General features: G+C 70.5%; 15 protein-coding genes. 5 read left to right on the forward strand and 10 right to left on the reverse strand.

The annotated features are described in order from the left end of the window. Nucleotides 1-51 precede the first annotated feature (51 nt). Nucleotides 52-912 (forward strand): fumarylacetoacetate hydrolase family protein, encoded by an 861-nt coding sequence (locus ADY59_RS04050; RefSeq protein ID WP_231618536.1) that lies wholly within the window; start codon nucleotides 52-54, stop codon nucleotides 910-912. A 33-nt stretch (nucleotides 913-945) separates the two neighbouring features. Further along, the gene (locus ADY59_RS04055; protein ID WP_049557760.1) at nucleotides 946-2,025 is read left to right on the forward strand and encodes a helix-turn-helix transcriptional regulator; all 1,080 of its coding nucleotides are present in this window, start codon (nucleotides 946-948) and stop codon (nucleotides 2,023-2,025) included. A gap of 1 nt (nucleotide 2,026) precedes the next feature. Here ADY59_RS04055 and ADY59_RS04060 read toward each other — a convergent pair whose 3' ends face one another. Genes ADY59_RS04060 through ADY59_RS04085 form a run of 6 tightly spaced genes read right to left on the reverse strand, consistent with a single transcriptional unit; the run spans nucleotide 2,027 to nucleotide 8,865 of the window. After that, nucleotides 2,027-3,337, reverse strand: a complete 1,311-nt coding sequence (locus tag ADY59_RS04060; protein ID WP_082309841.1) for a hypothetical protein — start codon at nucleotides 3,335-3,337, stop codon at nucleotides 2,027-2,029. Nucleotides 3,338-3,339: 2 nt separating this feature from the next. Then, nucleotides 3,340-4,140, reverse strand: coding sequence for an amidohydrolase family protein (locus tag ADY59_RS04065; protein WP_049557761.1), 801 nt, complete (start codon nucleotides 4,138-4,140; stop codon nucleotides 3,340-3,342). Next, nucleotides 4,137-4,898 carry an amidohydrolase family protein gene (locus ADY59_RS04070; RefSeq protein ID WP_049557764.1) on the reverse strand — a complete coding sequence of 254 codons (762 nt, stop codon included), beginning with the start codon at nucleotides 4,896-4,898 and terminating at the stop codon, nucleotides 4,137-4,139. The genes ADY59_RS04065 and ADY59_RS04070 overlap by 4 nt, the downstream gene beginning before the upstream one ends. Beyond that, the gene (locus tag ADY59_RS04075) at nucleotides 4,891-6,600 is read right to left on the reverse strand and encodes a heparinase II/III family protein (protein ID WP_049557765.1); all 1,710 of its coding nucleotides are present in this window, start codon (nucleotides 6,598-6,600) and stop codon (nucleotides 4,891-4,893) included. Before ADY59_RS04075 ends, ADY59_RS04070 begins: the two co-directional genes overlap by 8 nt. Next, a complete protein-coding gene (locus tag ADY59_RS04080) occupies nucleotides 6,600-7,598 on the reverse strand; it encodes a Gfo/Idh/MocA family protein (RefSeq protein WP_049557767.1) in 999 nt (332 codons plus the stop codon). Before ADY59_RS04080 ends, ADY59_RS04075 begins: the two co-directional genes overlap by 1 nt. After that, nucleotides 7,582-8,865: an ABC transporter substrate-binding protein gene (locus ADY59_RS04085; protein ID WP_049557768.1), complete on the reverse strand. Its 1,284-nt coding sequence runs from the start codon at nucleotides 8,863-8,865 to the stop codon at nucleotides 7,582-7,584. The genes ADY59_RS04080 and ADY59_RS04085 overlap by 17 nt, the downstream gene beginning before the upstream one ends. Nucleotides 8,866-9,044: 179 nt before the next feature. Between ADY59_RS04085 and ADY59_RS04090 the strand changes: the two genes are divergently transcribed. The 3 genes from ADY59_RS04090 to ADY59_RS04100 are packed head-to-tail and all read left to right on the forward strand — an operon-like array spanning nucleotide 9,045 to nucleotide 12,305. Next, nucleotides 9,045-9,932 carry a carbohydrate ABC transporter permease gene (locus ADY59_RS04090; protein WP_049557772.1) on the forward strand — a complete coding sequence of 296 codons (888 nt, stop codon included), beginning with the start codon at nucleotides 9,045-9,047 and terminating at the stop codon, nucleotides 9,930-9,932. Next, on the forward strand, nucleotides 9,929-10,744 hold the full coding sequence (locus tag ADY59_RS04095) for a carbohydrate ABC transporter permease (protein WP_049557774.1): 816 nt from the start codon (nucleotides 9,929-9,931) through the stop codon (nucleotides 10,742-10,744). The genes ADY59_RS04090 and ADY59_RS04095 overlap by 4 nt, the downstream gene beginning before the upstream one ends. A 22-nt stretch (nucleotides 10,745-10,766) precedes the next feature. Continuing rightward, nucleotides 10,767-12,305 carry a hypothetical protein gene (locus tag ADY59_RS04100; protein WP_049557777.1) on the forward strand — a complete coding sequence of 513 codons (1,539 nt, stop codon included), beginning with the start codon at nucleotides 10,767-10,769 and terminating at the stop codon, nucleotides 12,303-12,305. A 14-nt stretch (nucleotides 12,306-12,319) separates the two neighbouring features. Here the strand turns inward: ADY59_RS04100 and hisC are convergent, their stop codons facing one another. From hisC to ADY59_RS04120, 4 genes are read right to left on the reverse strand one after another with little or no spacing between them, the layout of a single operon-like run. After that, on the reverse strand, nucleotides 12,320-13,378 hold the full coding sequence (gene hisC, locus ADY59_RS04105; protein WP_049557781.1) for a histidinol-phosphate transaminase: 1,059 nt from the start codon (nucleotides 13,376-13,378) through the stop codon (nucleotides 12,320-12,322). 57 nt (nucleotides 13,379-13,435) lie between these two features. After that, nucleotides 13,436-14,101 (reverse strand): NUDIX hydrolase, encoded by a 666-nt coding sequence (locus ADY59_RS04110; RefSeq protein WP_049557783.1) that lies wholly within the window; start codon nucleotides 14,099-14,101, stop codon nucleotides 13,436-13,438. A gap of 29 nt (nucleotides 14,102-14,130) precedes the next feature. Further along, nucleotides 14,131-15,918 (reverse strand): DUF4434 domain-containing protein, encoded by a 1,788-nt coding sequence (locus tag ADY59_RS04115; protein ID WP_049557786.1) that lies wholly within the window; start codon nucleotides 15,916-15,918, stop codon nucleotides 14,131-14,133. A gap of 43 nt (nucleotides 15,919-15,961) precedes the next feature. After that, nucleotides 15,962-17,050 (reverse strand): glycosyltransferase, encoded by a 1,089-nt coding sequence (locus ADY59_RS04120; RefSeq protein WP_082309843.1) that lies wholly within the window; start codon nucleotides 17,048-17,050, stop codon nucleotides 15,962-15,964. Nucleotides 17,051-17,056: the final 6 nt, after the last annotated feature.

Here is a 17,056-nt window from a genome sequence, read left to right on the forward strand (position 1 = left end):
GCCCGTCGCGGATTTGGTGAGCTGAGGTCCGACCTCCTGGAAGGAGTGGCCGTGTTTCTCGGGCGTATCCGGCGATCCCCCGCCGAGCGAGTGGAAGTGGTGGCCCGTCGCGAGGGTGGCGAGTTGCTCAGCCTGGCCGGGCTGCGAGGTGACGGCGATCCGGTGGCGATGCTGGCCCACTACGGGCTCGACGGGCTCACCGAGGAGGTGGACAAGCTGGCGGGCGGGCCGACTCTGCGGGAGTCGTCGGTGGTGTTCGAGGCGCCGGTGGCCACCTGTACCAAGATCTGCTGTCTGGCGCTCAACTACGTCGCGCACGCCGAGGAGAGCGGGCTGGAGGTGCCGCCCGAGCCGGTGCTGTTCTTCAAGCCGCCGTCCGCGCTGACGGGCCACAACCGGCCGGTGACGGCCCCGGCCCGCACCAAGCACCTGGAGCACGAGGTCGAGCTGGCCGTCGTGATCGGCTCGGTGACCCGTGACCTGCCCGCGGAACGCTGGCGTGAGGCCGTGGCCGGCTACACGGTGATCAACGACATGACGGCGCGCGACCTCCAGCTGGTCAACATCGGCCGCAACGTGCCGTGGGACCAGTCCAAGGGCTTCGACACGTTCGCCCCCGCCGGGCCGTACCTGGCGACCGTGGACGAGGTGCCCGACCCGCACGCCCTGGAGCTCACGCTGGAGGTCGGGGGCGAGATCCGGCAGCGGGCGAACACCAAGCAGATGGTGTTCGGCATCCCGGAGCTGATCGCCGATCTGTCCGACGGGATGACGCTGCTGCCCGGGGACCTCATCGCCACCGGCACCGTCGCCGGGATCGCCCCGCTCCGGGACGGCGACGTCATGCGGGCCACGGTCCAGGGCGTGGGCACCCTGGTCAACCGCGTCGATTTCGGTCCGCCTAAACCATAGATTTAGGCAGTTCTTGCTCGTACTCTGGGAGGCATGGACTTCACGGTCGGCGCCCTCGTCGATCTCGACGACTACGTCGCCTCGAAGCGGGCCCACGGCCAGTCCTGGGCCGGCAGGCAGATCGACCAGGCCGACCGCGCGATCCGGGCGGTGACCGTGGGCAGGCTCGCCTCCTGCGAGCCGCTGCCCCCGGACGAGTGGCTGGTCACGCTCACCGGCGACGACCCCGACCTGCTCATGGACGAGGCCACCGCGCTGGCCGAGGAACTCCGCACCCGCATCGTCAGGGCCACCGAGCTCACCGCCACCGTCAGCCTGGGCACGCCCCGGCGCGGAACCGGCGGCGGAGCCGTGGCCGAGCGGGACGCCCGCCGCGCCAACGCCTACAAACTGCTGCTGGGCGGCGACCGGGTCATCACCGCGCCGCCGCGGGAGCGGGCGGACGCGCAGCCGCCGGTGCGCATCGAGGCCGACCTGGCCCGCCGGATCCAGGCGGGCGACCGGGGCGGCGCGGCGGGACTGCTGGCGAGCTGGGTGGACCGGTGCGTGCAGGAGCGCGATCTCGCGCCCAGGACGCTGCACAACTGGCTGATGGGCGAGCTGCTGTTCGTGGTGGACGTGGTCAACCGGTGCCGGCTGGCGGGCGGCTCCACCGACTGGGTGGACGCGTGCGCGCGCCTGCCGATCGAGGAGCTGACCATGGTCACCGAGATCCACGAGCGCTCCTACCTGCACATCTGGATCGAGGAGACGCTCCGGAGGCTGATGCCGCCGGCCGCCCGGGACATCCTGTCGCTGGCCGAGAGCTACATGGCGGCGCACTACACCGATCCGCGCCTGCGGTTGTCGACGGTCGCGGAGGCGGTCTCGGCCAGCCCGTTCTACATCTCCCACCTGTTCGCCGCCGAGCGGGGGACGACGTTCCTGCGCCATCTGACGGGGCTGCGGCTACGCCATGCGCGGATGCTGCTCAGTGCCTCGGCCGTGCCCATCGACACGGTGGCCGCCCGGTGCGGGTATCTGAGCGCCAAGGCGTTCCGTGGCGTGTTCAAGCGCCACGTGGGCTGCTCGCCCAGCGAATACCGCCGCACCCACCGCCCCGCCCCCGCGTGAGCTAGCGCGACACCAGTCTGTACGGCTGGCGGGGGCGGCCGGCCTGGGCCGACTTGACCGGCGGCAGGGCCCAGGCGAGGCCCTCCGCGACCAGGTTCTGCAGGGCGCGGCGGGCGCTGCGCGGGGCGATGCCCAGCACGTCGGCCACGATCTCGGCGTCGACGACCATGGCCTCGGGGTTGTCGCCCAGCTCCTGGACGAGGCGGTCGAGCACCTTGGCCGCCTTGGTGTCGGCCGAGGGTCCGTCGGTCTGCTCGGGCCTGGGACGCCGGCGGAGGGGCAGCGAGGTGGCGGTGCCGTCGCCGGCGACCAGGAAGGCGGCCGCGGCGTCGGCCCCACGGGCCCGTTCGACGGCGATCAGGGCATGGGCGTCGGCGTCGCGGGCGGTGTTGCCGAGCCCGATGCCCACCTCGACGACCACGCCGAGGTCCGCACGCACCCGGTCGGCGAACGGGGCGACGCGGAACCCGTCGGTGGCCTGGGAGAGCGCCCCGACGGTCGCGGTGATCACGTAGCTGTTCTCCTCGCGCGCCACCACGGTCGCGCCCATCGTCCTGGCCTCGGCGAGCAGCGACCGGTGCAGCGACAGCTTCAGCTCCTGCTGCCAGTAGTTGCCCGGCCCGGAGTGGGTGGGCCGGGCCGCCGCCGCGAGCTCGACGAGCACGATGGCGATCTGCGACTCCTCCAGGCGGCTGCCGGTGCCCAGCAGCGTCGCGGTGTTGATGGCCAGGCGCAGCGTGTGCGGGGTGGGCATCATCCGCAGCACCGGCACCTTGGCCGCCTCCAGCTTGCGGGCCACGGTCCTGACGGTGGTCAGCGCCGCCGTGGTGACGCCCTCGCGGTGCAGCCGCTCGTGGAAGCCGATGAAGTCACGCACCGAGTCGGGCTGGTGGTATTCGGAGACGTGCACCCCGTCCATGGGCACGCCGATCTCCTCGTACGCCTCGGCCACGTCGGCCCTGGCGATCGAGTCGATGCTCACCCTGGCCGGGTCGATGCCCTGGTTCAGCACGCCGCGCAGCAGGCTGGAGTAGAGCCCGGCACCGCTCACGGGCACGAAGGTGGCGGGCACGGGCAGCTCGCCCGACTGGGTGGCCAGGTCGTGCTGGAGCGGGCCGGTGAACAGGACCGCGTCGATGGTGCCCGCTATCTTGGCCAGTTTCTCGCGGGTCTCGTGCTCACCGGCGTGCGGCGCGCCGACCAGCCTGAACGACGCGGCCGATGGCATGCTCGCGCCGATGTGCACGATCTGTTCGACGAGATCGTGCGGTCCCACCACACCAATCGCGATCTTGGATCGCAGCCGGTCCACGTCTATGCCCCTGTTCTCCCGAGCAGTGCGGTGATCGTGCCCCCGAGCACCGCCGCTCTGTCATTGTCGGTGAGGTCAGAGAACAGTATCCGCCCCAGCGACATACGCAGATCGATGAACGGGAAGTCCGACCCGTACACCACCCGGTGCGAGCCGAGCCGGCGGACCATCCTGGCGATGTCCGCGCCGGTGTTGTACGAGCCGCACACCTCCAGGATCACCCGTTCGTGCCGCTCGGCCACCTCGATCGACTCGTCGATGCCCAGCGGCGTCACCCCCGAGTGCCCCGCCAGGATCGTCGCCCTCGGGTATCGGCCCGCGACCTCCTCGACGGCCGGCAGGTCGTTGTACGGCGAGCCGCTGTAGGTGTGGGTGAGCACGGGCCGCCCGGTGAGTTCCGCGTACTCCCAGACGGGTGCGTAGCGGGCGCCGGTCAGCGGGTAGTCGTGCAGGTCGGGATGGAGCTTGACGCCGCCGAAGCGCGGGTCGCCGCCCCACCGGTCGAGCTCGGCGATCGGGTCCTGCCACGGGTTGACGGTCAGGTAGCCGGTGAACCGGTCCGGCGCCCGGTCGACGATCCCGGCGGTGGCGGCGTTGCCCTTGGCGGCGTCGAGCTGGATCGCCAGATGGCTGGAGAGCATCGCGTGCGCGACACCGCACCGGTCCATCACCGCGATCATCCCCGCCGGGTCCGGGTCCGGGATGAAGAACACGCTGTACGGCCCGGCGTGGGCGTGCGCGTCGACGATCCTGGTCGCCTGCTGCGGCCGGCGCTCCCACAGGGCGGTCGTCAGCTCGTTCATGCCGCTTCGGCCTCTCTCGTGAGCAGCCGGCGAAGATTGCCCGCGCCGACAGCCGCGACCTCGCGCTCCCCCAGCTCCGACCACAGCAGCCGGGTGACCGCCTCGGCCGGGTCGCGGTAGGGCGCTCCGGTGCCGAAGACGAGCCTGCCCGCGCCGAACCGGGCGGCCAGCCACTCCAGTCCGCGGTGCGAGGACAGGTCGGCCAGCCCGACGCTCACCAGGCCGGTCCTTTCCAGCACGCCGGAGATCTGCCGCAGCATCCGGTAACCCACCCCGCTCACGACGATCCGCAGGCCGGGGTGGGCGCGGGTGAGCGCCTCCACCGCGGGCCAGGTGGTCTGGCCGGCGTCGACGAGGAGTGGCAGCCGTACGGACTCGACGGCGTCGAGCACCGCGGCCGCGTCGAGGCCGTCCAGGTCGTAGCCGTGATCGCGCGGGAAGGCGCGCACGGCGACCACGCCGGCCTCGACCGCCGAGGCGGCGAAGGCGGCCGCGCCGCCGTTCTCCCCGCACGTGTCGGGCAGCATCACCCAGCAGGGGCTGAGCCGGGGCTGGCCGGCGAGCAGGCCGAGCAGCTCGCGGTTGCCCCGTTCCGGGTCGTGCAGCCAGGACGTCATGCTGCCGACCACGGCCTCGGCGACGCCCACGCGGTCCATGGCGGCGAGCAGTTCGGTCACGGTGCCGCCGCCCACGTCGCGGCGCGGGTGGCGGCCGAGCATGACGTCGGCGTCGATCAGGACCGGGCGGCCCTCACTCATCGCCGCCCCAGCGCTCGGCGAGCCCGTCACGCGCCCAGCCGTGGGCGGTGAACGTGTCGGTCACCCCGCCCACCCGGATCTCCGAGCGGCTCACCCGTACCTCGGGCGGCCGGTCCTCGAACGGGAAGAGGGCGACGGTGAACCGGCCGTCGCGGCGGCGCAGGCCCAGCGAGTGGATCCGGCCGTACTCGGCGGTGGCCGTGACCGGGTCGGGGATCCTGGCGGGCCCGGCGCCGAACACGACCTCGTCCGGCGCCTCGGCGGGCACCACGAGGAGTCCGGGGCCGCGGCTGCTCGCGTAGCCGTCGCCGTGCCGGATCCACGGTGACGTGCCGTGCAGCTGCCAGATCGCCTCGGCGTCGATCTCGTCGGTGACCAGCCAGTAGGACGGCTCGCCGCGGACGAAGACGATACGGCGGTCGTGCCTGGCCGGGTAGCCGTGGTGGTGCCCGGCGAAGACGTCCACGTGCTCGCCGGCGTGGAACAGGTCGAGGGCGGCCCGCCGGTCCTCGACGTAGTCCTGGCCGGGCACCAGCAGGGTGTTGTGCCCCCTGGTGGCCTGGTACCAGTCGTAGTAGCCGGGATCGTCGTAGGACGGCGGGCCGCCCGCCTCCCAGGCCAGCGGCACGTTCCAGCCGGAGAGCACGAAGTCGAGCGCCGCGTGGTGGCTGTGCGGCTCCAGCTCGTGGCCGATGTACGGACCGTAGTTGATCACCGTGTGCAGGTCCCGGGCCCGGAAGATCGCGTACGCGCTGGATTCCAGGAGGTGTGAGCCCTCGACGGGCCGTACCGCCTCGCGCAGCAGCCGCTCACCGGTCCGGAGCATCTCGGCGGGCCATACGATGCCGCTGTCCTGGAGGTGCGGGACCCAGCCGCCCGAGGTCGTCAGCGAGGCGAGCCAGTCGTGCATGGCCGGGAAGCGCGGGTGCCCGGCCAGGTCGGGGTCGACGGACGCGGCCCGCTGGAGGCCGCCCAGGCACATGCCGTGATAGCCGGGCGAGCGCTCGTGGTGTCCGCCGTCCTCGCGCACGTCCCGCTCCAGGTGCTCCAGGATGCGCGCCCTGGCCACCTCGGCCCACTGCCCGGACTCCGGGAAGTCGGCGAACACGCGCGCCAGGTGCAGCAGCTCGCAGGCGGTGGCGAACTGCCAGTTGCCGTGCCGGAACGAGTCGTGCTCCTCGGCCGCCCAGCGGGCCCCGCCGAGGATGGTCTTCATCATCCGCAGCCAGCACTCGTCACCGAGCGCGGGCTCGGCGGCGAAGACGGCCAGCGCCCGGCTGACGTGCATCGAGCGCGAGGCCACCCCGAGGGAGTACCAGACCACGTCGAGGCCGGGCCAGTCGCCTTCGACCTGGTCGCGGCCGTCGTACCACTGGGTGAAGAGCCGGTCCCACTCGCCTGCGTAGCGCGGATCGCCGGTCTGCGCGTAGGCGGAGACCAGCGGCATCATCCACCGCAGGTAGTGGAAGCCGTACAGCCGGGAGCGTCCGTGGCCCTTGTCGAGGAAGTCCACCTCGACTCCGAGCATCCGGTCGGCCTCGGCGACGTCCTGCGGCTGCGGGTCCGGCCACACCGGCGCCCGCCGGCGCCACGGCCTGGCCTCCTCGACGCTGCCGGCGCCGAGCTCGTCGAGCAGCGCCCTGTCGGTGATGTGCCGCATCCGCTCCCGGTCGACGTGCGGCGGTTTCTCGACGTACGTCATCAGAGCTTCACCGGCTGTCCCGTGCGGGCCGACTCGTGCGCGGCCGCCAGGACCGCGGTCACGTGCCGGGAGCTCTCCACGGTGATCAGCGGCTGGGCGCCGGTGAGCGCGCAGTCCACGAAGTGGTGGATGGCGTCGCGGTAGGCCCCGGCCGGCACCCCGTGCACGACGCGCTGCAGCATGTTCCGGGGGTAGGAGTAGCCGTCCTCGGTGGCGAGCTGGATGTTCTCCTTCTGCCGGTCGAGCTGGATGACGCCCGTCTCGCCCACCACGGTGACGTAGCTGTCGACCATGGTCGGGAAGGTGCTGGGGTAGATCCAGGCCGACTCGAAGGTGGCGACCGCGCCCCGGCTGAACCTGGCCTGGATCTGCATGGCGTCGGGGGTGTCGATGCCCCGGCCGCGCAGCTTGCCGTGACGGGCGGTGGCGAACACCTCGACGACCCGGTCGTCGTACAGCCAGGTCATCAGGTCGATGTCGTGGCTGGACAGGAACCAGGCGCAGGTCGTCCGGTCGGCCCAGTCGATCATCTCGGTCGGCACGTAGATCGTGTCGTCCTTGCGCGCGTAGCCCACGACCGGCTCGCCGACCAGGTGCATCTGGTCCTTGGCCTGCACGTAGGCGGGCACCCAGCGGTGGTTGAACAGGCACATGGCCACCACGCCCGCCTCGCGGATCGCGGCGACGGACCGGTCGGCGTCGGCCACGGTGGTGGTGAACGGCTTCTCGACCAGGATGTGCACGCCCGCCCGCGCCGCCGCCACCATGACGTCGGCGTGCAGGTGGTCGGGCGTGGTGATGGAGATCGCGTCGACCGTCCCGGAGTCGAGCAGCTCCTGGTAGCCGGGGTAGACCGTCGCGTCCGGCGCCTGGTCGAGGGGCTTGCGGGCGATCGCGGTGATCTCGGTCTGGGGATGGGCGGCGAAGACCTCGGCGTGGCCGCGGCCCATCAGGCCGGCGCCGACGATCCCGATGCGGAGTCTAGGCAAGTGCTTCATTCCATCGCTTCTCGGCGGTGTCGAGCGCCTCCTTGGCGCTCTTGGAGCCCTGGAGGAAGGCCCGGACCTCTTCGTTCAGATATTCGCCGAGCTCGGCGTCCTTGTTGGTGCCGATCGGGCTGTACTCCAGCTTGGGCAGCCCCTTCACGATCACCTGGCGGGCGACGGCCATCGGGTCGTCGCCGGACGTGCCGGCGAAGAAGGGATCCTTGGTCGAGGAGACCGTGGAGGGGTAGATCGGCACGATCTTGCAGAAGGCGAGCTGGTTGACGCCGTTGGTGAAGAACTTGATGAACTCGGCGGCGGCCTTCTTGTGCTGGGACGCCTTGGGGATGGCGAACGCCTGCTGGGCGAGGAGCAGATAGCCGCCGGTGCTCGTCCTGACCGACTCGGTGACGACGATGTCCTTGTAGACGTCCGGGGCGTTCTTCTGGATGTTGAGCAGTTCGGCGGCGTTGCCCATCGGCTTGAAGGCCACCTGGCCGTTCTCCAGGTTCTGCGGCAGGTTGCGGGTGTCCTTGGAGATGGCTCCGGGCGCGATGCCGTGCCGGTCGTAGCTCTTCTTGAACCTCTCCAGCACGGCGACGGCCTCGGGGGTGTTGAACGTCGCCGTCTTCTTGTCCTCCGACAGCAGGGAGATGCCGTGGTAGCGCAGCGCGGTGTGGTCGGGGATGGCGTTGGTGCCGTTGACCTCGGTCTCGTCGTAGACCTTGTCGGCCAGGTCGAGCGCCTCGGCGAAGGAGGTGGGCGGGGCCTTCTCGTCGAAGCCCGCCTTGCTGACGACGGACTTGCGGTACATGCCCACCATGACGCCGCCGTTGTACCAGGGGACGGCGTAGAGCTTGCCGTCCTGGCGCATCGGCTCGACCAGGTTGGGCTGGAAGTCAGCCAGTTCGGCCTGGCCGAAGTAGGCGTCCAGCGGCTCCAGCGATGGGATGAACCGGCCGAGCTCGACCGAGTTGACGTTGACCGCGTCGGGCACGTCACCGCTGGCCACGGCCGCGAGCAGCTTGGTGGCGCTCTCCTGGCCGGGGACGTCCACCCACTTGACGCTGACCTTGGGGTGTTGCTTCTGGTACTGGTCGATCAGGCCGGTGATGTAGTCGCTGTAGTTCTTCTTCAGGTTGATCGTCCAGAACTCGACCTCGCCCTCGAAGGGCTGGTCGTCCGCGGGTGCGGCGGCCGTCTGGGGCGAGGTGCCGGCGACGCAGCCGGTGATGAGGAGGGACAGGGCGAGCGCGCCTGCCGCTAAGCCACTTCGGGTCATCTTCGCGAGCCTCCTGCAAGATATGGCCGTCCTATATCCCCGCTTTCGGCACAATGACATTCCCGGCGGCGCAGCGTCAAGAGGCAAGGTATTGACCGTTTCGATCAGCCAACTATACGCTTCCTCAAATTCTGGCCAGCCCTTATCGATGCTTGGGACGGCACTAAGGATGTGATGCGATGGCCGCCGGCCGGATCCCCGGACAGCGGTGGTACACGCCCTATCTGTTCGCGATACCAGCTCTCGCCCTGTTCGGCGTGTTCTTCGCCTGGCCGGCGTTCACCGCGATCCAGCTCTCGTTCCTCGAGTACGACGTGGTGTCGCCACCGGTCTACGTCGGCCTGGAGAACTTCACCAAGATCCTCGGCGACGGCCGGTTCTGGACCGCCCTGGGCAACTCGCTGCTGTTCCTGGTGGGCATGTTCCCGCTGCTGGTCGTCGTGCCGCTGCTGCTGGCCGTCCTGGTCAACCAGAAGCTGCCCGGCATCAGGACGTTCAGGATGCTCTACTACCTGCCGGTCGTGACCTCGATGGTCGCCGTCGGCGTCGCCTGGGAGTACGTCTTCCACCAGCAGGGCGTGCTCAACTGGATGCTCACGGGGGCCGGGCTGCTCGACAAGCCCATCCAGTATCTTCTCGACCCGTTCTGGGCGCTGCCCGCCCTCGTCCTGGTCGAGGGCTGGAAGAGCATGGGCTTCTACATGATGCTCTACCTCGCCGGGCTCCAGACCATCCCCACCAACCTGTACGAGGCCGCCAAGGTCGACGGCGCCGGCGCCTGGCACCGGCTGCGCCGCATCACGGTGCCGCTGATGGTCCCGTACATCGCGGTCGCCGTGACGGTGGAGATGCTCGACGCCATGCAGGCCTTCACGTCCATCTACGTGATGACCAAGGGCGGCCCGCAGGACGCCACCCTCACGCTCGGCTACTACATCTGGTCGGCGGCGTTCGAGCACTACGAGATGGGCTACGCCAGCGCCATGGGGCTGGTGCTCTGGGTGCTGATGATCGCCCTGGCCATCCTCAACTACCGGCTCACCCGGGGACGGGCGGTCATGCCATGAGGCTGCGGCGCGCCGGGATGTACATCCTGCTGTCGGCGATCGGCCTGGTCTTCGTCGGCCCCTTCCTGATCCTGCTCTCCGCGGGACTGAAGCCCGCCGGCCAGGCGGTCTTCTCCTTCCCGCCCGACATCATCCCCAGACCGCCGGTCCTGACCTGGGTGATCGAGGCCTGGACCGCCATCCCGTTCCCCGCCTACCTGCTCAACTCGGTGATCTACGTCGGCGTCACGGTCCCGCTGTACATGCTCGTGTCCGCGCTGTGCGCCTACCCGCTCGCCCGGATGAACTTCCGCGGCAAGAACCTCATCTTCTTCGCCATCCTGTCCACGATGTTCCTGCCGGGCGAGGTCATGCTCATCCCCAGGTTCCTCGTGGTCTCCCAGCTCGGGATGGCCGACACCTACGCGGGGGTGATCCTGCCGGGGGTGCTCTCGGCCTTCGGGATCTTCCTGCTCCGGCAGACGTTCGCGGGGGTGCCGCGCGAGGTCGTGGACGCCGCCCGCACCGACGGCTGCCACGAGCTGCGGATCTTCTGGCACGTCATGCTCCCCGCCGCCCGTCCCACCCTGGCGATCCTCGGCATCTTCGGCTTCATCTCGGTCTGGAACAGCTTCATCTGGCCGCTGGTCGTGCTGAAGGACTCCGCGAAGTATCCGGTCGCGCTGGGGATCGCCTACCTCGCCGGGATCACCGGCACAGACGTCCGAAGCCTGGCAGCCGGGACGATCATCTCGATCATCCCGGTCGTCGTCATTTTCATGATCATGCAACGACACGTACTCGAAGGCATGCGCGGCGCGGTCAAGGGCTGACGCCGCCGGAGGTGATGGATCGATGTTGACACGCAGGCAGTTCGGTCTCGGCGCGCTCGCAGCGGGCGTCCTGGGCAGCACCGTACAGACCGGGACGGCGCACGCCGCCGCCGGCTACGACTACACGGCACGGGAGACCTTCGACCACTTCGACCGGACCTTCCACGCGAGCGGTTCCGCCGGGCAGTCGACCGACAACAACGAGCACGGCGGCCTGGCCTGGGGCCAGTCCTACGTGCTCGCCGGATTCATCCGCATGTACGAGGCCTACCGGGACACCCACTACCTGGACCGGCTCGTCGCCAACATCGACCTCGTGCTGGGCAACCGCGACTCCGAACGCGGCGTGGCCGACTACCGGGGCGAATCGCTGCCCGCCTGGCGGGCCATGCACCCCTACACGGTGGGCCTCGTCGCGCTGAAGGACGCCGCCGGCAAGCCGGTCCTGGAGGTGCGCAGCTCCCTCTCCTACGCCGACCTGACGGCCGCCACCGTGCTGGCCGGCAGCACCGCGGACCGCTTCACCCTGGAGGTGAAGAGCAGCAGGACCGGCGCGGTAGCCACCTTCGCCGACCTGACCATGGACCCCGGCTCCCCCGACTACGCGGTGAGCAAGGTCCTGGCCGCCTACCCGTCACCCAACCAGGTCACCGCCCGCGACCTCGACCCGTCGGGCACCACCCCGCCCGCCCAGGGCGCGAACCCCCTCGTCTCCCAGCCCGTGCTCTTCGCCGTGCACACCGGCATGATCACGTACCCGATCGCGTCGTTCGCCCGGATCGTGCTGAGCACCCCCGAGCTCCGCGCCAACCGCCGCTACCTGGCCAAGGCCAAGGAGTATCTCGCCGCGGCCAAGGCCGCCGTGGCCGTGCACGACAGGGAGTGGCGGCAGGACGACGACGGGGGCGGCCACCTCATCTGGGTCAAGGGCACCCCGCTCGGCTACGACGGCACCGAGATGCCCACCAACCAGTTCCTCGCGCTCGGGCTGACCTACGCCGAACTGGCCGCCGCCACGCGCGACCCGTTCTACGCCGACCGGGCCCGCCGGATGGCCCGCACCTTCGCCCGCGAGCTCACGGTCGACGCCGACGACGCCTACACCTGGTCGTACTGGCCCAGGTTCGGCAAGACCTATCAGGGCTTCACGGCGGCCGACGGCGTCTCGGAGTTCACCCCGTCGGGCCGGGGCGCCAAGCAGATCGAGGACCTCAGCCACGGCGCGATCGACGTGGAGTTCGCCGCCCTCGTCCGCCGTCACCGGCTGGGCTTCCGGGGGGCCGCCGACATGGGCAGGTTCGCCAGGACCTTCAGCAAGAACCTGGCCACCACCGACCCCGCCGGGGTGCCGACCACGTTCGTGCGGGTGGACGGCACCGGCGCCCTGGCCGCGGCGGGCCAGTATCTCCAGTCGCCACGCTGGATGGCCGTGTCGAAGTCGGACCCGGTGGTCTTCACCCACTCCCGGGCCATCTACGACGCCCGCGCGGTGGAGCCCCAGCAGGGGTCGTACCTCGCCTGCGTCGCCTACCTCAACTGGCACGCCCGGGTGAACGGGTGAACGGGTGAACTGATCTACTCGGCGAAGGAGGCCGCGGCGGCCAGGAAGGCGTCGTTGGCCTCCGGGTCGCCGATCGAGATCCGGGCGCCCTCCCCCGCGAACGGCCGCACCGCCACGCCCTCCACCGCGCAGGCGGCGGCGAACTCCATGGTGCGCTCGCCGGTGCGCAGCCAGACGAAGTTCGCCTCCGTGGGCGGGACCGTCCAGCCCTGGGCGATGAGCGTCTCGCGCACCCGGGTGCGCTCCTTGACCACCGTGTCGACCCGTTCGAGCAGCTCGTCCTCGGCCTTCAGCGAGGCGATCGCGGCGATCTGCGCCAGGTGGTTGACGGCGAACGGGATGATCGTCTTGCGCACCGCCTCGGCCACCGGCTCGTGCCCGACCAGATAGCCCACCCGCAGCCCCGCCAGCCCGTACGCCTTGGAGAACGTGCGCAGCACGCACACGTTCGGCCGGTCGCGGTAGAGGGTGAGGCCGTCGGGCACCGACTCGTCGCGCACGTACTCCCGGTACGCCTCGTCCAGCACCACCAGCACGTCCTGCGGCACCCGGTCCAGGAACGCGACCAGCTCCCGCTCACGGATCGCGGTGCCGGTCGGGTTGTTCGGGTTGCACACGAACACCATGCGGGTGGCAGGCGTGATCGCCTCGGCCATGGCGTCCAGGTCGTGGTTCTCCTCCACCAGCGGCACCCGTACGGACGTCACGCCGGACAGGTCGGCCAGCAGCGGGTACGCCTCGAACGAGCGCCACGCGTAGACGACCTCCGCGCCCGGCTCCCCCACGGTCTCGAACAGCTGCTGCGCCACGGTCACCGACCCGGCGCCCAGCGCGATGTGGCCGAACGGCACCCCGAACCGCTCCGCGATCGCCTCGGTCAGCTTGATCGCGCCCGGGTCGGGATAGCGGTTGATCTGCCGGGCCCCTTCCGCGATGGCCTCGACCACGGAAGGCAGCGGGTCGTACGGCGACTCGTTGGAGGACAGCTTGTACGACCGGCCGTCGGGGGTCGTGACGGCCTTGCCCGGCTTGTAGGCGGGCATCGTGTCCAGGATCGTGCGGAAACGAGGCATGGCCTTACCTTAAGGCAGCGGCCGGGGCGCCCTTCTGGGGGATGCCCGCCGGCGCCTTCAGTCCTTGAGCGAGCGGAGCATCGGGGGGTGCAGGAGCTCGGCGGGGCCCCGGCGGTAGAGCTTGGCCGGGCGGCCGCCGTCGCGGGTGGTGGAGGCGCCGGTCTCGACCAGGAAGCCCTCGGCCTTGGTGACCTTGCGGTGGAAGTTGCGCGGGTCCAGCGGCCGGCCCCAGACGATCTCGTACACCCGGCGCAGGTCTGCGACCGTGAACTCCGGGGGGCAGAAGGCGGCGCCGAGGGCGGTGTATTCGAGCTTGCTCCGGGCACGCTCGACGCCGTCGAGCATGATGCGGCGGTGGTCGAAGGCCATGGCGGTCAGCGCGTCGATCGGCTGCCAGCTCATGTGGGCCTTCTCGGAGGCGGGCAGGTCGGGGGCGAGGCCGAGGTAGGCGACGCTGAGGACGCGCTGGCGCGGGTCGCGGTCGGGGTAGCCGTAGGTCTGGAGCTGTTCCAGGTGGACGGGGGCGCCCGGGAGACCGGCGCGCTCGGCGAGGATGCGGTGGGCGGCCGCCGGAAGGTCCTCGTCGAGCTGGATGAACCCGCCCGAGAGCGACCAGCGGCGCAGGAAGGGCGGGTTGTCGCGGCGCCACACGAGCGCGCTCAACGCGTGGTGGCGCACGGTGAGCACGACCAGGTCGACGCTGACCGGGATGCTCGGAACCATGCCAGGCACGTTACACGGCCCCGGCCCGGTCAGGCCGCGATGCGCACGTGCAGCGGCTCGGTGGTCTCCTGGCCGACGGGGGTCTTGACGTGGATCCTGACCCATTCCCCGGCCGGCACCAGGGTCCAGTCGAACGGGACCCAGGCCGTCTCCATGTGCTCGGGCAGCTCCTCCAGCGGGTCCTGGTCCAGCCAGCCGGCCTCGGCGACGACGACCTCCTTGGCGCCGCCCGTCCACTCGATGGTGACGGTGCTGTCCTTGAGATTGTAACCGCGCACCTCCACGCCGTCCTGGGGGGCGCGGGCGCGCCTGATGGCGTCGACCGCGACGGGCCGCCGCCAGTCCTTCTTGATCTCGTCCTCCAGCGACGGCGAGCCGCAGGTCATGTAGTCGCTCCACATGTACGAGACGATCTTCTGCACGTAGCGGCCGGCCATGGTGACGGCCTGGTCGAGGCGCTTCTTGTCGGTCTTGCCGCGGGTGCCCTGGGGGGCGCACGGCTTGTCGCCGGACGGCTCGAACGCCTCCACGTTCGCCCAGAGCTGCACACTGAAGCCGTCCTCCAGCATCTCCTCGCGGGCGGCCGCCATCTCGCGGTAGTAGTCGCGGGTCGAGCCGTGGTAGGCGATGTCGTACGTCGTCTCGCCGACGATGGGCCGCAGCCGTTCGTCCACGTCGTCGTCGCGCTCGTCCGGCCAGAACAGGCCCACCTTGCCGGTGCCTCGGCTGTCCTGCGGGGCGATGATGCCGACGCCGGTCCTGGTCAGCGCCTTGAACGCGTCGGCCACCTGGGCCGGCGTCTGGCCGAACGCGACCCGCTTGCGGGCGTCCAGGTAGGGGCTGATCAGGATGGGCTTCTCCGGCAGTTCCTGCTCGACGATCTTGTGCTGGTCCGCGTACACCTGGAGGGTCGGGTTCGTCGCCAGCGTCTCGCTCATCTGCACCTCGAACGGCTGGTAGACGCCGCCGAGCGAGCGCCGCTCGGCGAAGCGGACGCCGTAGTCCTGCACGATGCGCCGCGTCAGCGTGGTGAGCGTGCCGAGATGCTCCGGGTTGGCCCTGATCTGCGATTTCGGGTCGCGCGGCGCCAGCGGCAACGCCGGGAACACCCGGACGCCGAACCGGTCGCCCAGGTCGAGCAGTTCGGCCAGGCTGTCCTTCGGCGCGCCCGCGATCAGGATCAGGTCGTACGTCCTGGCCCTGGTGAAGTCGCACGTGGGGTCGTCGGAGCCGTCCATGGGCGCCAGGACGCGGAAGTAGAGGTGCTTGCCGCCGCGGATCGTGCGCTCCATCGGCGCGCACCGGAACAGGTCGGGGCCGAACGACTCGTCGGTGCGATAGACGTACGTGCGCCCGATGCGGTTGTCCGGGTTGGCCGCCTTCAGGTCGCGCTCGGCGGCGGCGTGGCAGGACAGCCCGTCCTCGACGCAGTCCTCGTAACGGGCGTCGAGGGTGCCGTCCTTCGTCTTGACGAAGCCGGCGTCGTCGATGGGGCGGTACTGCAGGCCGTAGCCGATCCTGATGACCGTGTCGCCGCCGACCTGGTGGATCTCCTGGAACTGGCGGCGCCAGGTGCACGGGTTGGATCTGGGGGTGACCCAGTATCCGGTGACGGCGTACGGGGCCTTCTCGCCGGTGTCGAACGTTCCACACGGGTCGGTGAACTCGTCGACCGTCGGCGTCTGCTCGGTCTCGGCCGGGGTCGGTTCGGTGGTCCGGGTGGCGGTCTTGACGGGTTCGTCGTCGGGCAGAACCAGGACCACGGCCCCCACCGCGGCCAGGATCACGGCCCCCAGGAGTACGAAGAGCCAGCGCACGTTCAGGAACCTACCGCCCTCATGATCTGCCCGAGATAAACGGTTATTGCTTGACTCCGGCCCAGGATTCGAGCTGGGAGACGAACCGCTTGGCCGAGTTGGGCCAGTGGTGGTTCGCGCGTGCCGCCGCGTAGCCGCGGGCGCCCTGCGCCCGGCGCTCGCGTACGTCGTCCCTCAAGGTCAGCACCGCCTGGGCCACGGCCTTCGGATCCTCCCAGGGCACCACGACGCCGCTTTCGTATCGCTCCACGAGTTCGACCGCGCGCGGGGACGGGGTGGTGATGACCGGGATGCCGTGCGCCATGTACTCCACGATCTTCGTGGGCATCGAGTGGCGGTAGTTCGGCTCGTCGTGCAGCAGCGACAGGCCCGCCAGCGCGCCGTCGAGCCGCTTGAGCGCCTCGTCGTTCGGCATGAAGTCGCGCCACTCCAGCAGGCCGTCCGCGACGGCCTGGTTGAGCAGCGGCCGGCTCTGCGGGTCCGCGTAGCCGATCAGCTCCACCGCCACCCGGTACGGCTGCAGCAGCTTGGCCACCTCGATCGACTCGAGCACCCCCCGGGCCCTGGACAGCCAGCCGAGGTAGACCACCCGGTCGTCGCCCGGCGGCGTCACCGAGTCGGGCACCCACGTCTCGTTCGGCACGATGAGGTGGGCGTTCCTGAACCGGCCCGCGTAGGCCGTCTCGGCCAGCAGCAGGTGCAGGTTGCTCTCGGCGGCGGCCTCCAGCATGCGCGCCATGAAGCGCACCAGCGGGCGCAGCGGCGCGGGCAGCCACGGCTTGAGCGAGAGCGTGGCCGGGGTGTCCTCGTGCACGTCCCACACCACCGGCGGCCTGTTGCGCACGCCCCAGACGGCGAACAGCAGCTCAGGGTCGTGGATCAGCACCAGGTCGACCTTGCCGCGCATCCGCTTGAACAGCCTGCGCGCCGCCCAGGTGGCCGACAACCGCTTACGCTGGACGGCCCTCGGGAGGTCGACACCGGTCACCCACGACCTCGGCACCACGCCGTGAGCGGTGTAGGAGGCGGCGTACGTGACCTCATGACCGGCATCCACGAGGGCGCGGATCTGCCTATGCAGAATTCTCGCGTCCTCGGGGTTATGCACCACCGTCATGACGAGCACGTGCACTGCGCG

This window comes from Nonomuraea sp. SBT364, from assembly GCF_001083785.1.
GTDB lineage: Bacteria > Actinomycetota > Actinomycetes > Streptosporangiales > Streptosporangiaceae > Nonomuraea.

What these genes read in the sequence shown, in the direction of transcription:
- ADY59_RS04055 (WP_049557760.1), top strand. Translation starts at nt 946, where the DNA reads ATGGACTTCACGGTCGGCGCCCTCGTCGATCTCGACGACTACGTCGCC.
- ADY59_RS04065 (WP_049557761.1), bottom strand. Translation starts at nt 4,140, where the DNA reads ATGAACGAGCTGACGACCGCCCTGTGGGAGCGCCGGCCGCAGCAGGCG.
- ADY59_RS04070 (WP_049557764.1), bottom strand. Translation starts at nt 4,898, where the DNA reads ATGAGTGAGGGCCGCCCGGTCCTGATCGACGCCGACGTCATGCTCGGC.
- ADY59_RS04075 (WP_049557765.1), bottom strand. Translation starts at nt 6,600, where the DNA reads ATGACGTACGTCGAGAAACCGCCGCACGTCGACCGGGAGCGGATGCGG.
- ADY59_RS04080 (WP_049557767.1), bottom strand. Translation starts at nt 7,598, where the DNA reads ATGAAGCACTTGCCTAGACTCCGCATCGGGATCGTCGGCGCCGGCCTG.
- ADY59_RS04085 (WP_049557768.1), bottom strand. Translation starts at nt 8,865, where the DNA reads ATGACCCGAAGTGGCTTAGCGGCAGGCGCGCTCGCCCTGTCCCTCCTC.
- ADY59_RS04090 (WP_049557772.1), top strand. Translation starts at nt 9,045, where the DNA reads ATGGCCGCCGGCCGGATCCCCGGACAGCGGTGGTACACGCCCTATCTG.
- ADY59_RS04095 (WP_049557774.1), top strand. Translation starts at nt 9,929, where the DNA reads ATGAGGCTGCGGCGCGCCGGGATGTACATCCTGCTGTCGGCGATCGGC.
- ADY59_RS04100 (WP_049557777.1), top strand. Translation starts at nt 10,767, where the DNA reads ATGTTGACACGCAGGCAGTTCGGTCTCGGCGCGCTCGCAGCGGGCGTC.
- hisC (WP_049557781.1), bottom strand. Translation starts at nt 13,378, where the DNA reads ATGCCTCGTTTCCGCACGATCCTGGACACGATGCCCGCCTACAAGCCG.
- ADY59_RS04110 (WP_049557783.1), bottom strand. Translation starts at nt 14,101, where the DNA reads ATGGTTCCGAGCATCCCGGTCAGCGTCGACCTGGTCGTGCTCACCGTG.